The sequence below is a fragment of the Paenibacillus segetis genome, from assembly GCF_014639155.1.
Lineage (GTDB): Bacteria > Bacillota > Bacilli > Paenibacillales > Paenibacillaceae > Fontibacillus > Fontibacillus segetis.
This window is the reverse complement of record NZ_BMFT01000001.1, coordinates 2,065,254-2,085,444: the sequence shown is the minus strand read 5'-3', so window position 1 is coordinate 2,085,444 and position 20,191 is coordinate 2,065,254. Positions and strand designations below refer to the sequence as shown.

Below are 20,191 nucleotides of genomic sequence, written 5' to 3'. Positions count from 1 at the left end.
TAATTAAACAAACGGAAGCTAGTGCCTGCTCATGGGGTTCTTGCTTTCGTTTTTTTTATTGCTTGTGTACATAGTTGATCTCCTTAGATTCCTCCAAACTTGGCTTCTTTGTTGTTTATATTCAGTTTAAATAGGGGTGTTACTATCCGATTATAAGAAACAATGTTGATTGGAGGAGGAGTTTAATTGAATCAATTAGACAGAAAAAGAATAGAACCAAAACATGGTGATTGGGCTGTTGAAGCAAAAGGACTCGTCAAAGCATTTGGCGACAATGTAGCGGTGGATGGTGTAGATTTGAACGTGCGAACTGGTTCGATCTATGGCGTGCTAGGACCTAATGGGGCAGGGAAGACTACCACAATTAGTATGCTGGCCACTTTACTTCGTCCGGATGCTGGATCGGCGCGAATCTTCGGGCACGATGTGACGAAGGAGTCGCAAATCGTCCGTCAATTGATCGGTGTGACCGGTCAATATGCTTCGGTCGACGAGTCACTCAGCGCAACCGAGAACCTGATCATCTTCTCCCGGCTACTCGGATTGGGACGTGCAGCAGCACGACAAAAAGCAGAGGAGTTGCTTGAGGAATTTGGTTTAACGGAAGCTGCAAGACGGCCGCTCAGAAATTTCTCAGGTGGTATGCGTCGGCGACTGGATCTGGCCGCAAGTCTTATTGCCCAGCCGCCGCTAATTTTTCTAGACGAACCGACTACTGGGTTAGACCCACGTACTCGTGCTCAGATGTGGGATACGATCCGTCGTCTAGTGAAGACGGGGTCAACCGTACTATTAACAACTCAATACCTTGATGAAGCAGATCAACTGGCTGACCGGATCGCAGTTATAGATCGAGGACACGTCGTTGCCGAAGGTACATCGGATGAACTGAAAGCCTCTGTAGGTACCTCGTCATTGCATCTGAGTGTGCAAAATTCACAGGATATTTCGAGTGTTTGTAAGATCATTGAACGAGTCCTTAAGGTCCAATCTAATGTGTCGGCTGAAGCCGGAAAAGTAACTGCACCGATGGCGAATGTGGATCTGGTCACAGATTTGTTAATCGCTCTTCGGGAGACAGGAATTCAATTAAATGAGATGAGTGTGCAGAAACCGACCCTCGACGAGGTGTTTCTAGCCATTACTGGTCATGGCGTGGAGAAGAACGCCCAAGAGGACACTTCAGGTGTGGCCAAAAAATCAAACAAAGCTGAGGTGGCGGGAGTATGAATACTACTTCAATCAAGCCAGGCGTTGAACGTAAACTGAAAAACCACACGGGCTTTGGTCAGTCGGTAAGAAATTCATTTACGATGGCTTATCGTGGTCTGCTGAAGATTCGGCGTACACCAGAGCAATTATTTGATGTTACACTCCAGCCAATTATCTTTACCTTGATGTTTACTTACATCTTTGGTGGAGCCATCTCTGGTGATGTACTCAGTTATTTGCCCCTCATCATTCCTGGAATCCTCGTTCAGACCGTGATCACGACTTCGGTCGTCACTGGCGTTCAATTGCGAGAGGATATGGATAAAGGTGTATTTGACCGATTCAAGTCACTGCCTATCGCACGTATTGCACCGCTGGCAGGAGCACTCTTGGCTGATACTATTCGGTATACCATAGCAACTGTACTTACTTTTACGATGGGATATATTATGGGTTATCGCCCTGCCGGAGGTCTAGGTCACGTCGCCATCGCCGCTGTACTCGTCATTTTCTGTGCTTGGTCGATCAGTTGGATCTTCGCTTTCTTTGGTGTAATAGCTCGCACGGCTTCAAGCGTACAAGGGATATCCATGATTGTGTTATTTCCGCTCACGTTTCTATCCAATGCGTTCGTACCGGCAGATACTTTACCTAACTGGCTCCAATGGTTTGTGAAATTCAATCCGATTTCGCATCTTGTCACCGCTGTTCGAGATCTTACTAACTCAGGGACCGTAGGTTGGGATTTGGCTATTTCTCTCATCGGCGCTGTCGTCATTGTAGCGATCTTTGCACCTATTACAGTACGCGCATATATGCGTAAAGCTTAGTACAGTAATGAACAGTCCCCTTGAAGATATTTCTTCAAGGGGTTTTTCAATGTCGTAGTTGTATTTCTCGTTGGAGCTCAGTATAATGAAAAAAACAAAAGTAAACGGGTGTTCATTGATGCAATATTTAAAAGATGACGTAAAAAACAGCATTCTTCAAGCGGCCTTGTCGGAGTTCAAACGGCATGGTTATTCAAATGCCTCCATGCGGCAAATTGCTAATTCGGCGGGGATCACGACAGGTAATATCTATCGTTATTTTAAGAATAAAGAAGATCTATTCCATGAGTTGATTCATCCGGTGTATGAGAAGTTCGTTCAATACATGATAGAGATCAAGGATGATTTAGATGATAACTGTGCGATAGATACCAACAATCCTCTTGATTATCTCCGTAAAGTAGAAAGCACGATCGTTGAACTATTCAAAGAATCGAATGTAGAGCTTCGCATTCTGTTGAATTTGAGCAACGGCTCTTCGTATGAACCCGTGAAGCAGGAATTGATTCAATTGGCAGCCCTTATTCTGGAGCAGGTCTTCATTCCCGGTGGAGATCAGCAGGATAAAGCAATGATTGAAAAATACAATTTGGCTCATATGTTAGCGGGAACCTTAATTGAAGGTGCATGTATTATTTTGCGCGATCATGAGGACGGAGAGACGGTTCGACAATTGGTAGACGAATTGATGCGAGTATACTGTGCAGGGATTATTTCAAGATTAAAAATATAGAATTAAATTTTTTTGGGATAAAAATGAACGCTTGTTCATTATCTATTTTATGGATAGGAAAAAGTAGAGGAGGGGATAGCAAGAATGCAAAAGGTTATTAAATGGCGTTGGGTTATTCTCGCTTTGTGGCTGGTAGTCACAATCGTATTAGCTGTGTTCCAACCGGACGTGAATGCCATACTACGTCAAAGAGGTCAAGATCCGCTGAAAGAGAACAGCCCGTCGAAGGTCGCAGCTTCGATCTTGAATAAGATGAGTCCGAAGGGCGGTTCGAGCAACATCATCGTGTTCCATAAGCCGGAGAAATTAACGGAACAGGATATGAAACAGATTGAGACGGGAATTGGCAGTATCAAGGCTAATGAAGCTGAGCTAGGCATCGGCGATATGTTAGATCCGTTTTCCATACCGGATGCGAAATCGTCCCTCATATCTGAAGATCAGACGACTTTAATGGTAAGCTTTAGCCTGGATAAGAAAGAGCGCGAAATCGATGATATCAAGGAAGAATTCAACCAAACGTTGAAGGACGTAAAGGTACCATTTTATTTAACAGGCGAGGAATTCATTCAGAATGATTATCTGAAGGCATCTGAGAAGGGTGTCGAGAAGAGTGCAATTCTAACCGTTATCTTTATTCTTGCTGTATTAATTATTATGTTCCGCTCGATCATCATACCATTCGTTTCGCTACTCGCAGTAGGCATTACTTATCTCTGTTCGATGGGGATTGCAGCCCAGCTCATCGATAAATTTCATTTCCCGTTGACCAGCTTGACACAAATGCTGCTTATCGCAATTCTATTCGGGATTGGGACCGACTATAACATTCTCTTGTTTAATCGGTTTAAGGAAGAGCTCGCACATGGGAAATCGACGGATGAGGCTATTATTGCGACATATAAGACCGCAGGTAAGACCATTGTTTACAGTATTTTAACGGTCTTTATCGCATTCGCAGGATTGAGTTTCTCAACCTTCGGGATCTATCAATCGGCTAATGTCGTTGCGATCGGAGCAGTCATACTATTGCTTGAGATCTTGACATTAACACCGTTTATTATGAAGACACTCGGAGCAAAATTATTCTGGCCAACGAAGAAAGTGACTGGGCATAAGGAGAACAAATTCTGGGCGAAGATGACATCGACAGCGGTCAAATACCCAGTATTGACGACAGCTATCATCGTTATCATGATGATTCCAGTTCTGTTATCCAGTGGACAAAAGTTGTCCTTCGACCAATTGAAGGAATTGGGAGACGGTTACGATTCGACGCATGGCTTTAATATCGTAGCTGAGCATTTCAGCCGGGGGCAGGCTCTGCCGACGACAGTCGTCGTAGAGAACAACAAAGCTATGGATAATAACGAGTCCTTGGGTGTCATCGATAAATTGACAGATAAATTAAAGGAAATCGATGGCGTGAAAAAAGTCGCGAGCGTGACCCAACCGCAATCGGAGCCGATTGATGACTTCTATATTAGTTCGCAGACAGAGACAGTCGCGGATGGCATTCATGATACGAAAGACGGCGTAGATCAGATTCAGGATGGTATCCAGCAGATGCAAGAGAAATTGGTTAGCCCTGACTTTTCTAGCGTAGACCAACTTGTCTCGGGTACGGGTCAAGTACAGCAAGGTTATACCCAAATTACCGATGCAATCAATCAAGTGGCGCAAGGTATCGACCAAGGGGCGGGTGGTGCTGCAGATCTTCGGGATGGCATTAAACGACTCCATGCTGGTCTTAATACCGTTGCAACTGAAACCGCGACATTAAGTAACGGCATGGCGCAATTGAATCAGGGTTACAAAGCCTTGGGTGATGGTTATGATCAATTGGAGAGTAAATTGCCAGCGATTCAGCAGGGTCTTGCCGGAATGAATGGATTAATCGGAGGGCTGGGCGCTAAGTATAGCGATTTGAGCCAAGATCCAGATTACCTGACGTTGAAGCAGACGGGTACAGGACTTGAATCTGGGATGGCGCAGATTATTGGTGGTTTCCAAGAGCTGAACAATAATTATACGCAACTGAACGATAATTTTGCCAAGGCTTCAGAAGGGCTTCAGCAGATCGCAGGGGCGCAGACCCAAATAACTACAGGCCTTGCAAGCTTATCCTCTGGTACGGATGCACTCGTGAATGGTTTGAAGGAGGGCGCTGCAGGCAACCGTGAGATTGCTATGAATATGAAGAAGTTGAATGAAGGTCTTGCTGGTGTTAAAGATGGACAACAGAAGCTCTCAACCGGGTTATCCCAACTATCCGATGGCATGACGCAATTAAAAGACGGACTAGGCAAAAGCGGAAACGGTTTAGGGGATATCTCGGATGGTCTTGATAAGACAGGAAACTTCATCACTGAATTAAATTCATCCAAAACCTTCTTTATTCCACGTGAAGCTTTGACGAATGAGGATTTCAAGAGTTCATTGAATAATTTCATGTCAAAAGATCGAACCATTTCGAAATGGATTGTCATTTTAGATTATGATCCTTATTCTCCGGTAGCGCTGGAGACAATCGAGAAAATCAACGACACAATGAGAAGTGGTTTGAATGGGACGGTACTGGCCGAAGCTAAATTCGGGGCCACAGGACCAAGTTCAACGACATATGATATGAATGCAGCTCAGGTAGAATCGTTCAGTAGTACAGCGATTATTATCATTGCGGGTATATTCTTAGTATTATTATTCGTTATTCGGAAGTTCTGGCCGTCCGTGTATATTATCCTGTCATTGTTAGCTTCGTATTATGTTGCTATGGCGGCTTCGAACATCGTCGCGGAATATATCATCCATGCGGATGGGGTATCCTCCTTCGTGCCGTTCTTCTCCTTCATCATAATCGTGGCTGTCGGGGTGGACTATAGTATCTTCCTCATGATGCGATATAAGGAACATGAAGATTTGCCAATAGGTGAAGCGATAATCCACGCAGCGAAACATGTGGGCGGAGTCGTTATCTCAGCTATGATTATTCTAGGGGGGACCCTTGCGACGTTGGCACCATCAGGTCTGATCTTGCTTATTGAATTAGCGGTGGCGACGATTGTAGGTCTAATTGTACTCTGCTTTATCTTTCTGCCCATGCTGCTTCCAGCGCTTATGGTACTGCCTGATGCCATCAAGAACAGAAAAAAAACTTCTAACAGTGAGAACCTCGTTTTGAAAATTTCAAATAAATAATTTTTTGTGAAAGATGATCAAGAATACCTTGACCATCTTCCTAAACTGAGACCCGTAAGATGGAAACTTTGAAAAAAGTGACCCTCTTACGGGTCATTTGTGTTGTACACCGAACAATCGACCAAAAAAAGATGACTTCTGATAAATTCAGAAGCCACCTCTTGATTATCGCATATTAGATTGATGTTATGACTTACGAGAATGAACTCTTTCTCCCTGTACCCAAACTTCACGGATGTTCTCCGGTCTGGCAAGATACATAATCTTTTGGAAAACATCACCAAGTTCCTCGTTAGTCTGAAAAACTGGTATTTTTGCAGAGGCTAATGTCGTATCGATAATTTGTACGTCCCAAGCGTAGTTCGCTTCAATACGGCCGATGGGTAAGCTGAGGCTTTCACCGCCTCCAGCGGTAGCTAGATAGAAAGCTTCGTTAATGGTGATGCGTGAATTCGATACACCACGTTCTTCAGCAGGAAGCTTCGTATTCACACCATCTTCTAGCATTCGAGATGAGATGACAGCTTGTCTAGCATTATCGAAAAGACTTGGCGAGAAACCACCAGAAATATCAGATCCTAATCCAATTTCAACCTCTTTGGCATGTAAATGCGCGATTGGAATTACGCTATTAGCGAAATAAGCATTTGAGATAGGGCAATGACATATCGCCGTACCCGTATTAGCAAATAAGTCTGCATCGGCATCATCTATGAAATTACAATGAGCCATAACCGATTTGTCGCTTAATAAGCCAAAATCATGTAAAGCAAATGCATCATTCTTGTCGAAACGATCCTTCACATAACCATGTGCCCAATCACTTTCACTGCAATGTGATTGTATGTGAGTATCATATTTGGCAGCTAGAGCTCCAAGCCCTTGCAGAGCCTCATCCGTACAGCTTGGAATGAACCGTGGAGTAACGACAGGGTAGACCCCTTGCTTCGATGTTTTGGCTAACTCCTTGACTGCAACAATAAATTCCTCTGTATCCGCTAACGCAGTTTGCGTATCTCTGTCTCGATAATAGTCTGGGGTATTCTCTGGATGATCCATAACTACTTTTCCAACCAAACCACGTTGTCCTTGCTCTGCACAAATCTTAGCAAGCAATATACTTGCTTCTTTGTGAACCGTAGCAAAGTATAGTGCTGTAGTAGTACCGTTTGCAAGCAAGGTGCTTACTACATCTTGGTAGACTTTTTGGGCAAAATCTACATCTGAAAATTTCGACTCAAGTGGAAACGTGTAGGTGTTTAACCAATCGGAGAGTGGGATATCTAAGGCCGTTCCCGATTGGGCCCATTGCGGTGCATGGACATGCAAATCAATAAAACCAGGCAAGAAATATTGACCTTCAGTTAAACGATGAAAGTTCTCTTGGCCTTGATAAGCATCTAGTAAGGTCTGATAGTCAGCATCTTCTGGGGCAACGACTTGTTCGATCATCCCGTTTGCATTGATGCAGAACAGATGATCTTTTAGAATGCTTACTTCTTTAGGTGACTTAGCGGAAAAAGCAGTTCCTAGAAAAATTTGCGAATATTTTGTCATAATATACACCTTATTGTTCGTATTTTTGTTAAATTATCCTTTATATTATAGGGGATAGATAGGGTAAAGTCTAGAAGATCAACATATAGCGGTGAGTTATAAATACAAGTATAATAACATATAGGACTCATCAAATAGTACATAAGTTGTACATACAGACTCAAAATAGAAGGAGACATCATGGGGAATTATCAAATTTGTGATTTTTGTGGGAATTTAACTGAGAAAAACTACATAAAAATGTGCGCGGACTGCGAAGAGATGTATAACAAAATACGTAGTATTGTTGAGGTTCACCCAGATACAATAGTTTTGGATCTTTCGAACCAAACTGGAATCAGTGTAAGTCGAATTTTGTCCTTTGTAAGGAATGGTTATTTTACGATGAAGGAAGGAAACGTTGAGGTACGTAAGTAACATGCATAACCATGTTTAGCCGATAGTCCTTGGATTTCCAAGTAAGAATGGCTGTTTCATAGATCACATCCATTAGGATGTGATCTATTGTTTTGTTGAGTTAATATTTTTTTATTTGCTCTTATTTGATGTCCCTTTTCCGAGTCATGAAGTGTTAAACCAAATAAAAGGATGAATCGAGGTGTAGCGTAGAGTTGGATTCTATAGAAGAATACGTGAGACGAGTCAAAGCTGGAGAGGTGGAATATTTTCAGCCGATTGTTGAAATGTATCAAAGACAGATCTATGTCTATTGCTGCCGAATGCTTGGTTGCCGGCAAGACGCACAAGACGCTGTTCAAGATATCCTATTCAAAGCATATACGAAGCTGGAATTGTATGAGCCAAGAGCATCATTCTCGTCATGGCTATATAAAATCGCTTATCATCATTGTCTTAACTTATTGCGTAAGCGTCGCATCCATCAGCGGGTAATGCAGTTGTTCAAACCATTAGATATAACAGAAAGTACGGAGCAAAAGCTAGATAAGCAATGGTTTAGCGCACCATTAGAATATGCTATGTCCAAGTTGTCGGTAGATGAGCGGAATTTACTTGTATTAAGAATTTTTGAAGAGAAGCCTTTCGCTGAAATCGCTGAAATTCTGGGTAAAAATACGGAGGCAGTGAAGAAAAAATATTTGCGGCTTAGGCAAAAAACCATGAAGCTGATCGAAGAGAAGAAAGGAGCGGAGCAATGCGAGATACAGGAGAATCTGATCAAGATCAAGTTTTGAGAAGCATGGAGATAAGAGAAATAGAAGAAGATTTCAACGTATCTCCCATTATTATGGACAAAATACATCAAGTACATCATTTCAAAACGCCAAAACGGAAATTTAAAGGCCGGAGACCTGTATTCATTACCATCATATCCGCAGTTCTTCTTCTTTCATCTTTAACAGCGTATGCCAGTTCACAATGGATACATATCAGAAATAAGGAAGGTAAGATCGTCATTTCGACAAAAGAGCAGCAGTACAATCAATTTGGGGAGTATTTTGCCCAGCTACTTAACAAATATCTAGATGAACTGAAGAAGAAGTTGGATCCGGGAGAGCTTGCTGTCTACTATATAAAAGATGAGCAGATTAATGAAGCGGATAAATGGAATCCCCTTCGATATTATTATAGGCCAATTCTACACCGAAATTATGATGATTTGGCGAAAGAAATGAAGGAGACAGATGCTCCATTTATCCAGGAACCTACTTTTGTACCCGAAGGTTACATCTTTGAGAGCGGTAATATTTCAACCCAATTCGATTATTTTGCTAATACACCGGAATATCAAAATATTCTTGATGAGTTGAAGGGAATGGCAGAAACTTCTCAAGAAGATAAAGCACTATTTTATAAAATAGTCCCATGGTCAAAAGCCGTATCCACGATAATAAAGTATCAAAAGGGAGAACATGAGTTAACGATCATTGCCTTTGCTAAGTCTTCGGATTCGCCGGCTCAGATTTATACTAATAATGCGGAAAAGTTGATCGTCGGTGGAACAGAAATGCTCTTTTATACGAATTCAACGGGCTCTAAAACCCAGCAAGTTGGTCATAGACTCACATGGCTTGACGAGAACAAACATGCATTATTTATGATCCTGGACGATCCGAAGGACCCCTTATCAAGGGATATCTTTGCAAAAATTGCTGAAGGTATGATTTACCAATAAACTAAAGACTTCTTTTCATATGATTTTAACAAACTGTCCCTTTTATGGTAAATGAGGTGTTATACCTAATGAACTTAAAATTTATCAGGCCAATTGGCCGAAGGGAGCAGAAATGAACATGTATGTAACTAAAGCAAATAAGGTAAAAGTCATATTATCACTGACCGCGGTTATGATGATCGCCGGAACATCCAGTGCATACGCCAAACCTAAATCAGTATCGCAATTGGAACTAAATCAGGTGTCTGCTGTTACACAAGCTAAATCGGAGAAAACACTTTCAATCCAGGATCAAATCAACAAACTGAGTGCTGGGCTAAAGCCAGGTCAAATGATTGCTTATTATGTTAAAGACAAAAAGCAAAATCCGCTCGATCAAATCTCTTTTATGGGAAAAGGCTTTGTGTATCAGGATTACAACACGTATCTCGTCAAAGCGAAGAAAACGAATGCCCCGGCTCTTACACAGCCCGCAGACCTTCCAAAAGGATACAAATTTACAAATGGGCTATTGTATCTTCAGGATCCCGATAAATCATCGGATTTGTACAAGAAGCTAGAGAAAGAACTAAAGGCACAAGCGGCAAAGGGAGGAAAATCAATCTACTCCACAAAGTTTGAGGCAAATGAAGTATTCAGTTCAGTCCTTAAGTATATAAAAGGTAAAGTAGAAGTAGTTGTTGTTGCAACGCGTATACAGCCTTCATCGCCACTAGATGGAACACCTGTACCGTTTACTAATCCTAATATAACAGAGGAAGCCATTAAAATTGGCGGAATAGAGTGCATCTACACAAACGATAAGAAGGGACTAGACCATTTGGATTGGTCGGATACGGAAAATCAGGTGCGTTATACGATTTGGGCAGAGAGTGCCAAGTCAGATGTCCTTAGTTTTGCGCGTAACATGCTAGAAAGTTAATCACGCTTTCCCTTACCCGGCTTGTTCGCGATGGACTAGACTATTCAAACCGCCGAATGATATGATGGGTTATGGGTGAAGAAAATGACGACTAATGAAAAAACAAATGCAGAAAGCAATAACGAGCAAGAAACCATGTCCAAAGAGAAATGGGATGAACTAATCAGGGCTGTTCGTCATAATGGCCTCGTGTCATTGAAAAAGCATTTTGACGAAGTCGAGGTTCAAGTGTTAAATCAGGAGATGTATGGTCCGGTCTTTATTTATCAAGTGAAGGATGATTCAAATGACGTTTATGCATGTGGCTTTTTCCTTCGCGAATTGATCACTCTATTCCAGTCGGATAGAAATCCAGCTGAATGGATGGCATCATTTTTCGTCGAATTGATGAAGACCAAAGGAGGCAACTTGCTTCCGAAACCACCTGAAAGTGAAGAGGAGACAATCGCTCTTATCGACAAGGTGCTGGTTCCACAATGCGTAAAGGCAGTGCAAGAAGAATTCGCACCGGAGAAGGTTCATGCGGGGCTTGAATTGAACGAAGAACACGGTCCAGTAATTGAAGCTGGATTCCCGTCCATCCGGGAAGGAAACAATGTGTGTGCTTTTCCGGTTCATTTATTGTTTACGCATTTAATGCTAAATCGAGATCCTTCAGAATTACTGCTTCAAGGATTGTACAAAATCCGTGAAGAACATGGAATGAATTAAGCACAGATTTATATATTGGAGATAATTCATTTCAAAGTAATGAACAATATAAACAACACGCCGAATATTAAATAGGGCGTGTTGTTTTTTTTGCGCGAACAATTCTTATATTCGGGGAAGGACTTTCCTTGCGGCCAGAAAAAGCCAGGTACATAGAACAAATGGCATCGTTAGAGTTGGGAGTCCATATGGCACAAGCCAGGTGTCTACGCCGGCTGTAATAAGTACTGTTAATACGGATGCTATAATTCCAGTCACAGGAACTAAGATGTTCTTCGTACTAAAAACAGCACCGACGGCCAGAATGGTTAATACGGCATTAAATCCGTAAAGTCCTGAATTTAGTAGTGAAACCTCTGCTCCTAATCCATAGGCGGTAAGTAAAGCAACGAAGGATCCTATGACAGCATATAAACCAAGCTTCCAATCTGCCCAAAACACCCCAAATAAAATCAAAATGCCAGACCACAATCTATCTTGGAAATATACCTGTCCAATCCCATTAACCAGTCCATGAATCCAATCCATTGTACCTCCTGGATGTAGCAACCAGTGGGAAAGATCTTGAGGGACGAGGCTTGGACTTAACTGGAACATTTCCAATTGGTAAGAAGCGAGAAACAGAAACCAAGTCAATATGATATAAGGAAACGTAAGAACCGGAATCTTTGTGTTTCGCATCAAATGCATCATAGCAGCCGTAAAAAGAGTTGCAACTGCGGCTCCCGCCAAAGCGAATACCCATCGCAGCCCCCCCTCTAAATTCAAGAATAAAGCGATTCCGGCTAACACCGGGTTATAACCGAGTAGACCCTGGTTAATAATGGTTTTATCGGCTCCACCAAATCGTCCAATTAAAGTGGCCATGACTGCTGATAGAAATACGATAGAACCTAACGAAATAGAGGATAGCATGATTGCTATTAGAATAATGAATCCAGTGACAGCATTCTCAATCAATATGACTTGGGAGATGCCTTTGAAGGTAACAGAAATCAAAGAAGATAACGTTCCTTCACGTAATATAATTCGTTTGTCTATTTGCATAATGATCCCCATTCTTCAAGATTAATTTAACAATATTTGCATACATTAACACGTTTATGTAAATGGTAATGTCATCAAGTCTGTATTTTTCGGTTGATTTAGTATTCACATAAAAGAGGGAAATTAAAGATTTTTAAATAAAAATGAAGGAGGCTAAACCATGCACTTATTACCACGTGAGATTGACAAGCTTATGATCGTAGTAGCCGCTGATCTTGCCAAACGGAGAAAAGAGAGAGGACTCAAACTAAACATTCCAGAGGCTATTGCTTATATAACCTATGAAGTACTAGAAGGGGCGCGGGATGGCAAAACAGTTACTCAATTAATGGAGTATGGCGCATCCATATTAAAGCGTGAAGATGTTATGGAGGGGATACCGGAAATCCTTTACGATATCCAAGTCGAAGCCACTTTTCCAGATGGGACAAAGCTGGTAACTGTACATAGTCCAATTTCATAACTAAGAAATTAGATAGAAGGAAGAAGGAATACTCAAATGATACCCGGCCAATGTTTTTTGAAAGAAGAAGATATTATTTGTAATGTTGGAAGAACTGCCTCGAGAACTAGAGTGAAAAACAAGGGAGATCGGCCAGTTCAAGTCGGATCTCACTTTCACTTTTATGAAGTAAATGAAGCCCTTGAGTTTAATCGTGAAGATGGTTTTGGTAAACATTTGAACATCCCAGCGGGTACGGCGGTCCGTTTTGAACCAGGTGATGAAAAAGAGGTTGAACTCGTTAATTACGCAGGTGAACGCCGTGTTTATGGATTTAACAACAAGACGGATGGATCCGTGGAAAGTGGTTGCCAACAATGAGTTTCAGAATGCCTAGAACCCAATACAATCAATTGTATGGACCAACAACAGGGGATTCAGTACGTCTCGCAGATACAGATTTAATCATTCAAATTGAGAAAGATTATACCTCGTATGGCGACGAAGTCGTGTTTGGCGGCGGGAAAGTCATTCGGGATGGTATGGGTCAACATCCTTTAGTAACACGCGGAGATGGAATCCCAGACGTGGTTATTACTAATGCAATAATATTGGATTACACCGGGATCTATAAAGCAGATATTGGGATCCGTGATGGTAAGATTGCGGGAATTGGAAAAGCTGGTAATCCATTAGTGATGGATAGCGTGACCATTATCATCGGAGCTTCAACAGAGATCATTGCAGGCGAAGGTATGATTGTCACTGCAGGTGGAATAGACACTCACGTTCACTTTATAAATCCTGGGCAAATAGAAACGGCATTATCTTCAGGACTTACGACTCTCATTGGTGGAGGTACAGGTCCTGCAGCGGGTTCAAAAGCTACGACCGCTACCCCTGGAGAATGGAATATCCATCGCATGCTGGAGGCAGCAGAGGGGATGCCCATTAATGTAGGTTTCACAGGAAAAGGACAAGCTGCAGCTGAAGAGCCACTTGCGGAACAAATCCGTGCCGGCGCGATTGGACTGAAGGTCCATGAGGACTGGGGAGCTACAGCATCAGCAATTGATCATTCGTTAAGAGTTGCTGATAAATATGATGTACAAGTAGCGGTTCACGCGGATACCTTAAATGAAGGTGGCTTCATGGAGAACACAATGGCTGCTATCAAAGACCGCGTTATTCATATGTACCATACGGAAGGTGCTGGCGGAGGGCATGCTCCAGATTTAATAAGATCGGCCAGCTATATGAATGTTCTACCGTCATCTACAAGTCCAACTTTACCCTATACGGTAAATACAATAGATGAACATTTAGACATGTTAATGGTGTGTCACCATTTGAATCCCTCAATTCCAGAGGATCTTGCCTTTGCAGACTCACGAATTCGACGCGAAACCATTGCTGCGGAGGATGTCCTTCAAGATATGGGTGTATTTAGTATGGTTAGCTCGGATGCGCAAGCTATGGGACGAATTGGTGAAGTAATTATTCGGACATGGCAAACAGCTGACAAAATGAAAAAACAAAGAGGTAGCATGCAAGGGGATAGCGAGCTGTCAGATAATGTTCGTGCAAAGCGCTATATTGCCAAATACACGATCAATCCAGCCATTACACATGGAATTTCTGAGTATGTAGGTTCTATTGAAATTGGAAAAATCGCTGACCTTGTCATTTGGTCACCCGCATTTTTTGGGGCGAAGCCTGAAATGATCCTTAAGAATGGAATGGTAGTTCAAGGGTTAATGGGGGATGCCAATGCATCCATTCCAACACCACAACCTTATATCTATCGTCCGATGTATGCCCACTATGGGAAGGCTCTTTCGAAAAGCTCTGTCACTTTTATCTCACAATCCGCCTATGATCTCAAAGTGCATGAGCGATTAGGATTAGAGAAAATCATTCTCCCGGTGCATGGGATTAGAAAACTAACTAAAAAAGATATGAAGCTGAACTTCGAAACACCTGATATTACGGTTGATCCACAAACGTACGAGGTTAGGGTAAACGGAGAACTCATTACATGCGAACCAGTCGATAAGGTACCGATGGGGCAACGCTATTTCTTATTTTGAGGTGAGGACTATGATTATCGAAAGTATTGTAACCAATATTGAAAACTTAGATAAAGCGACAATTCAAAAACATCATATAGAAAAGGTTTATCTCGAAAGTACTGATTTAACCAAACGAATCCAAAGGGTTACAACAGATCATGGTAAAGAAATTGGAATTCGCTTAAAGGATCAGCGCGACCTTGTGGCAGGGGATATTCTATTCATGGATGATAAGAACATCATTGTGATCGACGTCCTCTCTGACGACTTAATCGTGATAAGCCCACGAAATTTGCAGGAGATGGGTTCGATCGCCCATCAATTAGGGAATCGCCATCTCCCAGCCCAATTTGAAGAAAATGAAATGTTGGTTCAATACGATTATCTTGTTGAAGATTTATTGAAACAACTTAACATCCCTTATAGCCGGGAAAAAAGGAAGGTAAAACAGGCATTCCGTCACATCGGCCATAGTCATGGATAAGAACTGTCTCTTATTGTTCCAACTTTGTGATTCAAACTTTCCAACAGGGGCATTTAGTCATTCGTATGGTCTTGAGAGTTACATTCAGGAAAACAAAGTACATGATCAAGCAACTTTAACCGAATGGCTACTTGTGTATGTAAATGAACAGCTTGTCTATTCCGACGGACTAGCTTCCCGCTTTATATTCGATGCATTACAGGATAATGATCTGGATACGGTATGGAAGTTTGATCGGCTGTTAACGGTTCAAAACTTGCCGCGTGAAACCAGAGAAGGCACGCAGAAAATGGGTGATCGTATGTTAAATCTAGTTGGATCATTGTATGAAGCACCTGTGTTGTCCTTATATAGGGAAAGGATCAATAAGAAGCAAAGCTTTGGACATCCGGCCATCGTATTTACGATGATCGGGCACCATCTTGGAGTTTCGAAGCAAACTACGCTTATATACTATTTGTACTCCGTTATAACCAGTCTAGTGCAAAATGCAGTACGTGCTATCCCTTTAGGTCAGACTGCTGGTCAGATAACGATTCAACAATTTCAAGGTGTGATATTGGAAGCAACGGACAAGATTCAAAGTCTAGACGAAGAAGATTTTGGCATCACATCGCCAGGTCTGGAATTATCGCAAATGAGACATGAACGTGTGAATATTCGGATTTTCATGTCTTAATATTAGTCAAAGGAAGCAGGGGATGATGATGGAACCGATCAAAATCGGAGTTGGTGGGCCTGTTGGAGCAGGAAAAACATTGCTCGTTGAGAAATTAACCCGGCACTTAGAGGGTGATATCAGCATGGCGGTGGTAACGAATGATATCTATACCAAAGAAGATGCCAAATTTCTGATGGAAAATGGAGTTCTACCTGCAGATCGTATTATAGGTGTTGAAACAGGTGGATGCCCTCATACCGCAATCCGTGAAGATGCTTCTATGAATTTTGCTGCGATTGATGAGTTGAAAGAAAGACATCCCGATGTTGAGCTTATTTTTGTGGAGAGCGGCGGCGATAATCTTGCGGCTACCTTCAGTCCTGAATTGGTTGATTTCTCTATCTACATAATCGATGTAGCACAAGGGGAGAAGATTCCGCGTAAAGGTGGTCAAGGGATGATTAAATCTGATTTATTCATTATTAATAAAACAGATTTAGCCCCTTATGTTGGAGCAAGCCTTGAAGTTATGGAGTCTGACACGAAGGTATTTCGCGGAAATAAGCCCTTTGTATTTACTAACTTGAAAGATAATACAGGCCTTGATCAAGTCATCACCTGGATTAAAGAGCATGTATTCTTAAAGGGATTGGAATAGATGAAGGATTGGACAGGAATTCTGCAATTAGAGGCAGAAGATAGGAACGGAAAGACAGTCGCCAATAAGGTGTATTTTCAAGGGGCGCTTAAGGTCATGCGTCCTATTTATCATGACGATTCTGGACAAGCTTGTTACTATATTCTAAATCCAGGCGGTGGATATTTAGACGGGGATCGTTATCAAATGAAAATTTCATTAAAGGAACAGGCCCGGCTAACATTAACCACACTATCGGCTACAAAAATATACAAGACACCGAACCAACCCGCTTATCAAGAAACAGAAATAACCCTTAAGAAGGGCAGTTATCTGGAGTATATTACGGATCCGCTTATCGGTTATCAAGATGCACGGTATAAACAAAAAACGGTCATAAGAATGGAGAAGGGGGCTACATTCCTTTATTCAGATATGATTACTTCGGGATGGTCACCGGAAGGAACACCATTTAGTTTTAATCTGCTTCAATTATTTACTGAGATCTATTTGGATGATGAATTGGTAGCTTATGATCATATTAAATTAAATCCTGTTATTCATCATATGGCTGCTATTGGTTTTATGGAGGAATATTCGCATTTGGGATCCATGATTGTAGTTGGAGAGCAAGTGAATCATGATCTTCTAGATCAGTTGTATCACGCGATGGATGAAGACCCACAACAATATAGGTTGGGGTTATCGTTACTACCTGTTGCCGGGATGATGATTAGAATTTTAGCTAACTCGACGCAAACGATAGAGAAAATACATAATACATACCACGAAATCATCACCCGACAATTTTTTAATACAACCCCAAGCTTTTTAAGAAAATACTAATGTCCGAAGCCCAGCAATCAAAATGGTTGCTGAGTTTTTTCTATGAATTTTTGCGTAATCCCTTCATATAAATCAGATGTAGTTCATTTACTTGAGCGAGATTCACAATTCTAAAACGAATGGGTGATGTATGAAATTTATATGGAATCGTTATATGTTAGGTGTATTCGTCATTCATATCCTCGGATTCATTGCCTTATTTACAGTAATACCTGCTCATCCATCCTTTATTGGGATGGGAATCGCGGCGTATGTCTTTGGGCTTCGTCATGCATTTGATATTGATCATATTGCTGCAGTAGATAATACAATCCGTAAATTAATTGCACAGAAAAAAGATCCAAGGGGAGTAGGGTTCTACTTCTCATTAGGTCATTCAACCGTTGTCCTTTTATTAGCGGTATTAACCGCCATTTCCGTTAAATTTGTTGCAAAATACATGTCTAGCATGCAAAATATAGGCGGTATTATCGGGGTTACGGTATCCGGTGTTTTTCTAGTGTTCCTAGCTATTTTGAACTTCATTTTATTTATACAACTATGGACTACGTTTCGTAAAATGAAAGAAGAAAAACTTCACGAAGCAGAAATAGAAAAAATGTTCGAGGCGAAGGGCTTTTTCACACGTTATTTCAGGAAATTGTTTAACATGGTTACAAAAAGCTGGCATATTTACCCGATCGGATTCTTATTTGGTCTTGGGTTCGATACAGCAACAGAAATCTCATTGTTAACCATGTCAGCAGGGGCAGCGAGCAACCATCTTCCTGTCCTTGGGATCATTGCACTACCTTTATTATTTGCTGCAGGTATGAGCTTATTTGATACACTCGATGGGATGATGATGACAAAAAGTTATGCTTGGGCAAATGATCGACCAGTTCGAAAAATTTACTATAACTTAATTGTTACAGCGATTTCAGTCGTTGCAGCCTTAGCCGTTGGAGTAGTTGAATTGGTACAAATAACAACCGATAAACTTCACTTATCAGGTGGGTTATGGGATGTTATTGCATTAATCGACTTCGGTAATTTAGGTTATTTCTTAGTCGTAACTTTTTTGGTTATATGGGGTTTAGCCGTTTTTATATGGAAATACTTCAAAATTGAAGAGCGCTATACGGTAAAATAGCACCCATATTGCAATGAGCTGTAAAGTAATGGCATCCCGTGGGGGTACCCCTGCGTGGATGCCTTTTGTATTTCACATAATACTCCACTGTAATCCTTAGATCCGCACATTTATTTGTAGCAAAACGGGTGTTTGTCTAAACTTAGGATCTAAGAATTGAATACAATAGCATAAGTTTCCCAGGCATATTCCTATTCTAAGGAAGAAAGGGGTATTATAACGTTGGCCATTCGATACAGCGTCATCGTCCCAACCTTTAATCGTGCGGAGCAGCTGCTACTTACGCTCGTTTCGTTCGACAGAGTAACTTATGCGAAAGATCAATTCGAAATCATTGTAGTTGACGACGGTTCTACCGATGGAACCCAAGCATTGGTCGAGGGTTTCCAGACAGCAGTCCCGCTTTCCTATTTATGCAATGATGTACAGAGGGGGAGGTCTGTCACCCGGAATTTGGGATTGCGACATGCGAAGGGGTTATATGTAGTATTTTGCGATGCTGATTTTCTCGTACTGCCTGAATTTTTTCAAGTACTGGATGATTGTCATCGTGCTTATCCGAGAACCGTGTTATCCGGTATTCCATTTTCGTGGAACGATGCTTATACTCATTTTTACCCGGATTTCTCAAGTGATGAGAAACAAATGTGTCGGGATGTACTTACAAAGGTTGGCTTGTGGAACGATGAATTCGAAAGAAGTGATCACATCATTCCACTACTCACTCCGGATGATCTGATTAATCAGACGGATCGATTGTCGCAACTTCTCATTCCCGAGAAAATTGATCCAAACGTTCGTAAGCAATTCGCCAAGAGAGATGTTGCCCCTTGGCTAAAACTGATTACTCGCTGTGTTTCCATCAAACGTAGTTATTTAACTCGCGTTGGAGGGTTCAACGAACAATTTGTCAAATATGGGCTTGAAGATTGGGATCTAGGATATAGGTTGCATCGAAAAAAAATTCGTTTTCACAGCATTAAACAGGTTCTTGGGTATCATCAGGAACATCCGCATATTTATAGAGGGGAAGATGGGAATCTAGAAAACTTGAGAATCCTGTTCAGATCTAATGGCTTCAAGGATCCTGAATTGAACTTATTAGCCATCATGCCAGCATGGAATGATGTTGAAACATACAAACATACACTACGAGTTATACGCCGAGGAATGAGGTCAAGGTCTGAACGAACCACTTCTTTGTTGACGAGAAGAACGTTACAAATTGCTGCCAAGCAATTAGTACAAGGAAAACGCCCAGAAACATATAAAAGGTCGCTGCGGTCGATTCGTAATAAATTGAGAGCTTCGAAGAAAAAAGGGCAGTCTGCTCAATTGTTGAGTACCATTCTAGAAAAGTGTACTAATATTGTTGACGGATAGTTGGTTTCAGAAAGTACAACGAGGAATATCCCTAATATGGCGTTAAGTTCTTGTTAAATCAAAAGACAAGATCTTGATGCCTTATCTATGAAAAATAAAAAATGCCGGGGATAAACTTTTTTCATAAAAATCAAACTTTTTAGTTGTCCTGCATCGTCCTAGCAGATGAGTGTGATCGTGAGACACTTAT

General features: G+C 41.5%; 20 protein-coding genes. 18 read left to right on the top strand and 2 right to left on the bottom strand.

Translation table 11 applies throughout. From position 1 onward, the window contains the following. The first annotated feature begins 186 nt into the window (after positions 1–186). The 4 genes from IEW05_RS09660 to IEW05_RS09645 all read left to right on the top strand — a co-directional run bounded on the left by IEW05_RS09660 (position 187) and on the right by IEW05_RS09645 (position 5,973). Positions 187–1,230, top strand: a complete 1,044-nt coding sequence (locus tag IEW05_RS09660) for an ATP-binding cassette domain-containing protein (protein ID WP_188538127.1) — start codon at positions 187–189, stop codon at positions 1,228–1,230. After that, the gene (locus IEW05_RS09655) at positions 1,227–2,042 is read left to right on the top strand and encodes an ABC transporter permease (RefSeq protein WP_188538125.1); all 816 of its coding nucleotides are present in this window, start codon (positions 1,227–1,229) and stop codon (positions 2,040–2,042) included. The genes IEW05_RS09660 and IEW05_RS09655 overlap by 4 nt, the downstream gene beginning before the upstream one ends. Positions 2,043–2,127: 85 nt before the next feature. Beyond that, positions 2,128–2,775 carry a TetR/AcrR family transcriptional regulator gene (locus IEW05_RS09650; RefSeq protein WP_188538123.1) on the top strand — a complete coding sequence of 216 codons (648 nt, stop codon included), beginning with the start codon at positions 2,128–2,130 and terminating at the stop codon, positions 2,773–2,775. A gap of 84 nt (positions 2,776–2,859) precedes the next feature. Then, complete coding sequence (locus IEW05_RS09645; RefSeq protein ID WP_188538121.1) at positions 2,860–5,973, top strand: MMPL family transporter; 3,114 nt, start codon at positions 2,860–2,862, stop codon at positions 5,971–5,973. A 186-nt stretch (positions 5,974–6,159) separates the two neighbouring features. Here IEW05_RS09645 and guaD read toward each other — a convergent pair whose 3' ends face one another. Next, on the bottom strand, positions 6,160–7,530 hold the full coding sequence (gene guaD, locus IEW05_RS09640) for a guanine deaminase (protein ID WP_188538119.1): 1,371 nt from the start codon (positions 7,528–7,530) through the stop codon (positions 6,160–6,162). Between the two features lie 180 nt (positions 7,531–7,710). On the opposite strand from guaD, the gene IEW05_RS09635 reads away from it, so the two are divergent. The 5 genes from IEW05_RS09635 to IEW05_RS09615 all read left to right on the top strand — a co-directional run bounded on the left by IEW05_RS09635 (position 7,711) and on the right by IEW05_RS09615 (position 11,297). Then, a complete protein-coding gene (locus tag IEW05_RS09635) occupies positions 7,711–7,947 on the top strand; it encodes a hypothetical protein (protein ID WP_188538117.1) in 237 nt (78 codons plus the stop codon). A 194-nt stretch (positions 7,948–8,141) separates the two neighbouring features. After that, positions 8,142–8,723: an RNA polymerase sigma factor gene (locus IEW05_RS09630; protein ID WP_188538115.1), complete on the top strand. Its 582-nt coding sequence runs from the start codon at positions 8,142–8,144 to the stop codon at positions 8,721–8,723. Beyond that, positions 8,684–9,664, top strand: coding sequence for a hypothetical protein (locus IEW05_RS09625; protein ID WP_188538113.1), 981 nt, complete (start codon positions 8,684–8,686; stop codon positions 9,662–9,664). Before IEW05_RS09630 ends, IEW05_RS09625 begins: the two co-directional genes overlap by 40 nt. A 118-nt stretch (positions 9,665–9,782) precedes the next feature. Beyond that, the gene (locus IEW05_RS09620) at positions 9,783–10,586 is read left to right on the top strand and encodes a hypothetical protein (protein WP_188538111.1); all 804 of its coding nucleotides are present in this window, start codon (positions 9,783–9,785) and stop codon (positions 10,584–10,586) included. An 84-nt stretch (positions 10,587–10,670) separates the two neighbouring features. Further along, positions 10,671–11,297, top strand: coding sequence for a hypothetical protein (locus tag IEW05_RS09615; RefSeq protein WP_188538109.1), 627 nt, complete (start codon positions 10,671–10,673; stop codon positions 11,295–11,297). Between the two features lie 105 nt (positions 11,298–11,402). Here the strand turns inward: IEW05_RS09615 and IEW05_RS09610 are convergent, their stop codons facing one another. Beyond that, a complete protein-coding gene (locus tag IEW05_RS09610; protein ID WP_229753321.1) occupies positions 11,403–12,344 on the bottom strand; it encodes an urea transporter in 942 nt (313 codons plus the stop codon). Between the two features lie 160 nt (positions 12,345–12,504). Between IEW05_RS09610 and IEW05_RS09605 the strand changes: the two genes are divergently transcribed. The 9 genes from IEW05_RS09605 to IEW05_RS09565 all read left to right on the top strand — a co-directional run bounded on the left by IEW05_RS09605 (position 12,505) and on the right by IEW05_RS09565 (position 20,001). Continuing rightward, the gene (locus IEW05_RS09605) at positions 12,505–12,807 is read left to right on the top strand and encodes an urease subunit gamma (protein WP_188538105.1); all 303 of its coding nucleotides are present in this window, start codon (positions 12,505–12,507) and stop codon (positions 12,805–12,807) included. 36 nt (positions 12,808–12,843) lie between these two features. After that, entirely contained in the window at positions 12,844–13,167 is a 324-nt protein-coding gene (locus IEW05_RS09600; protein WP_188538103.1) for an urease subunit beta, read from the top strand. Continuing rightward, positions 13,164–14,876 carry an urease subunit alpha gene (ureC, locus tag IEW05_RS09595; protein ID WP_188538096.1) on the top strand — a complete coding sequence of 571 codons (1,713 nt, stop codon included), beginning with the start codon at positions 13,164–13,166 and terminating at the stop codon, positions 14,874–14,876. The genes IEW05_RS09600 and ureC overlap by 4 nt, the downstream gene beginning before the upstream one ends. 10 nt (positions 14,877–14,886) lie before the next feature. Then, positions 14,887–15,342, top strand: coding sequence for an urease accessory protein UreE (ureE, locus tag IEW05_RS09590; protein WP_188538094.1), 456 nt, complete (start codon positions 14,887–14,889; stop codon positions 15,340–15,342). Further along, positions 15,335–16,021: an urease accessory protein UreF gene (locus IEW05_RS09585; RefSeq protein ID WP_188538092.1), complete on the top strand. Its 687-nt coding sequence runs from the start codon at positions 15,335–15,337 to the stop codon at positions 16,019–16,021. The genes ureE and IEW05_RS09585 overlap by 8 nt, the downstream gene beginning before the upstream one ends. A gap of 28 nt (positions 16,022–16,049) precedes the next feature. Further along, positions 16,050–16,661, top strand: a complete 612-nt coding sequence (ureG, locus tag IEW05_RS09580; protein WP_188540803.1) for an urease accessory protein UreG — start codon at positions 16,050–16,052, stop codon at positions 16,659–16,661. Further along, a complete protein-coding gene (locus IEW05_RS09575) occupies positions 16,662–17,486 on the top strand; it encodes an urease accessory protein UreD (RefSeq protein WP_188538090.1) in 825 nt (274 codons plus the stop codon). Between the two features lie 130 nt (positions 17,487–17,616). Beyond that, complete coding sequence (locus IEW05_RS09570; RefSeq protein ID WP_188538088.1) at positions 17,617–18,618, top strand: HoxN/HupN/NixA family nickel/cobalt transporter; 1,002 nt, start codon at positions 17,617–17,619, stop codon at positions 18,616–18,618. A gap of 222 nt (positions 18,619–18,840) precedes the next feature. Beyond that, positions 18,841–20,001 carry a glycosyltransferase family 2 protein gene (locus tag IEW05_RS09565; protein WP_188538086.1) on the top strand — a complete coding sequence of 387 codons (1,161 nt, stop codon included), beginning with the start codon at positions 18,841–18,843 and terminating at the stop codon, positions 19,999–20,001. Positions 20,002–20,191 lie beyond the last annotated feature (190 nt).

Bases quoted from the DNA above. Each gene is read 5' to 3' on its own strand.
- IEW05_RS09655 (WP_188538125.1), top strand. From the start codon at position 1,227: ATGAATACTACTTCAATCAAGCCAGGCGTTGAACGTAAACTGAAAAAC.
- IEW05_RS09650 (WP_188538123.1), top strand. From the start codon at position 2,128: ATGAAAAAAACAAAAGTAAACGGGTGTTCATTGATGCAATATTTAAAA.
- IEW05_RS09645 (WP_188538121.1), top strand. From the start codon at position 2,860: ATGCAAAAGGTTATTAAATGGCGTTGGGTTATTCTCGCTTTGTGGCTG.
- guaD (WP_188538119.1), bottom strand. From the start codon at position 7,530: ATGACAAAATATTCGCAAATTTTTCTAGGAACTGCTTTTTCCGCTAAG.
- IEW05_RS09635 (WP_188538117.1), top strand. From the start codon at position 7,711: ATGGGGAATTATCAAATTTGTGATTTTTGTGGGAATTTAACTGAGAAA.
- IEW05_RS09625 (WP_188538113.1), top strand. From the start codon at position 8,684: ATGCGAGATACAGGAGAATCTGATCAAGATCAAGTTTTGAGAAGCATG.
- IEW05_RS09620 (WP_188538111.1), top strand. From the start codon at position 9,783: ATGTATGTAACTAAAGCAAATAAGGTAAAAGTCATATTATCACTGACC.
- IEW05_RS09615 (WP_188538109.1), top strand. From the start codon at position 10,671: ATGACGACTAATGAAAAAACAAATGCAGAAAGCAATAACGAGCAAGAA.
- IEW05_RS09610 (WP_229753321.1), bottom strand. From the start codon at position 12,344: ATGCAAATAGACAAACGAATTATATTACGTGAAGGAACGTTATCTTCT.
- IEW05_RS09605 (WP_188538105.1), top strand. From the start codon at position 12,505: ATGCACTTATTACCACGTGAGATTGACAAGCTTATGATCGTAGTAGCC.
- IEW05_RS09600 (WP_188538103.1), top strand. From the start codon at position 12,844: ATGATACCCGGCCAATGTTTTTTGAAAGAAGAAGATATTATTTGTAAT.
- ureC (WP_188538096.1), top strand. From the start codon at position 13,164: ATGAGTTTCAGAATGCCTAGAACCCAATACAATCAATTGTATGGACCA.
- ureE (WP_188538094.1), top strand. From the start codon at position 14,887: ATGATTATCGAAAGTATTGTAACCAATATTGAAAACTTAGATAAAGCG.
- IEW05_RS09585 (WP_188538092.1), top strand. From the start codon at position 15,335: ATGGATAAGAACTGTCTCTTATTGTTCCAACTTTGTGATTCAAACTTT.
- ureG (WP_188540803.1), top strand. From the start codon at position 16,050: ATGGAACCGATCAAAATCGGAGTTGGTGGGCCTGTTGGAGCAGGAAAA.
- IEW05_RS09575 (WP_188538090.1), top strand. From the start codon at position 16,662: ATGAAGGATTGGACAGGAATTCTGCAATTAGAGGCAGAAGATAGGAAC.
- IEW05_RS09570 (WP_188538088.1), top strand. From the start codon at position 17,617: ATGAAATTTATATGGAATCGTTATATGTTAGGTGTATTCGTCATTCAT.